Source organism: Bradyrhizobium sp. LeoB3, assembly GCF_055456055.1.
On sequence record NZ_JBVBEF010000351.1, the window covers coordinates 1 to 630 of the forward strand.

2 protein-coding genes are annotated in these 630 nt (G+C 60.8%); both read right to left on the bottom strand.

Going from position 1 to position 630, the window contains the following annotated elements; genetic code table 11:
* Positions 1-306 (bottom strand): dioxygenase family protein (locus ACZXDY_RS46275; RefSeq protein WP_464350067.1); only part of this gene is annotated, 306 nt, incomplete at its 3' end.
* The coding region (locus ACZXDY_RS46280; protein ID WP_464350068.1) for a dioxygenase family protein at positions 307-630 on the bottom strand (324 nt) is incomplete at its 5' end.

Sequence of the window (630 nt, forward strand, 5' to 3'; positions counted from 1 at the left end):
GGCATCAGTGCCGACGCGGCCGAAACCGCGGAATTTCGTGTTCGGCAGCGCGCGCTTGTCCTGCGGATCGGCGAAGCGACCCTGGCTGTCGGCCTGCCAGACTTCCAACATGCAGTCCGGCACCGGCTGGCCATCGCCATCGAACACGCGACCTTCGATGCGAACCCGTTCGCCTGAGGCATCGGGCGTCACTAGATTGCCGGCAAAGGCCTTGTTCCAGTCGCGTTGGCCGTTCGGCGTCAGACCATATTCGAAGAACGGGCCGACCGTCTGCGAGGGCGTGATACCTTTGTCTTTGTCTTGCAATTAACCGTTCTCCATGGGTGTGGCGCTCCTGCCGCGCAGCACGATATTGAAGCGGTAGCATAGCGCCCATTCCGGCTGTGTGTTCTCCAGATCAAAGGACGAGACCATTCGCGCACGCGCTTCCTCGTTCGGCACCGAATTGAAGATCGGGTCGAACGCAAACAAGGGATCGCCAGGGAAATACATCTGCGTGACGAGCCGCGAGATGAAGGAACGGCCGAACACGGAGAGGTGGATGTGGGCCGGCCGCCAGGCGTTGTAGTGATTGCCCCAAGGGTAAGCGCCGGGTTTGATGGTGACGAATTTGTAGTAGCCGGACGCGTC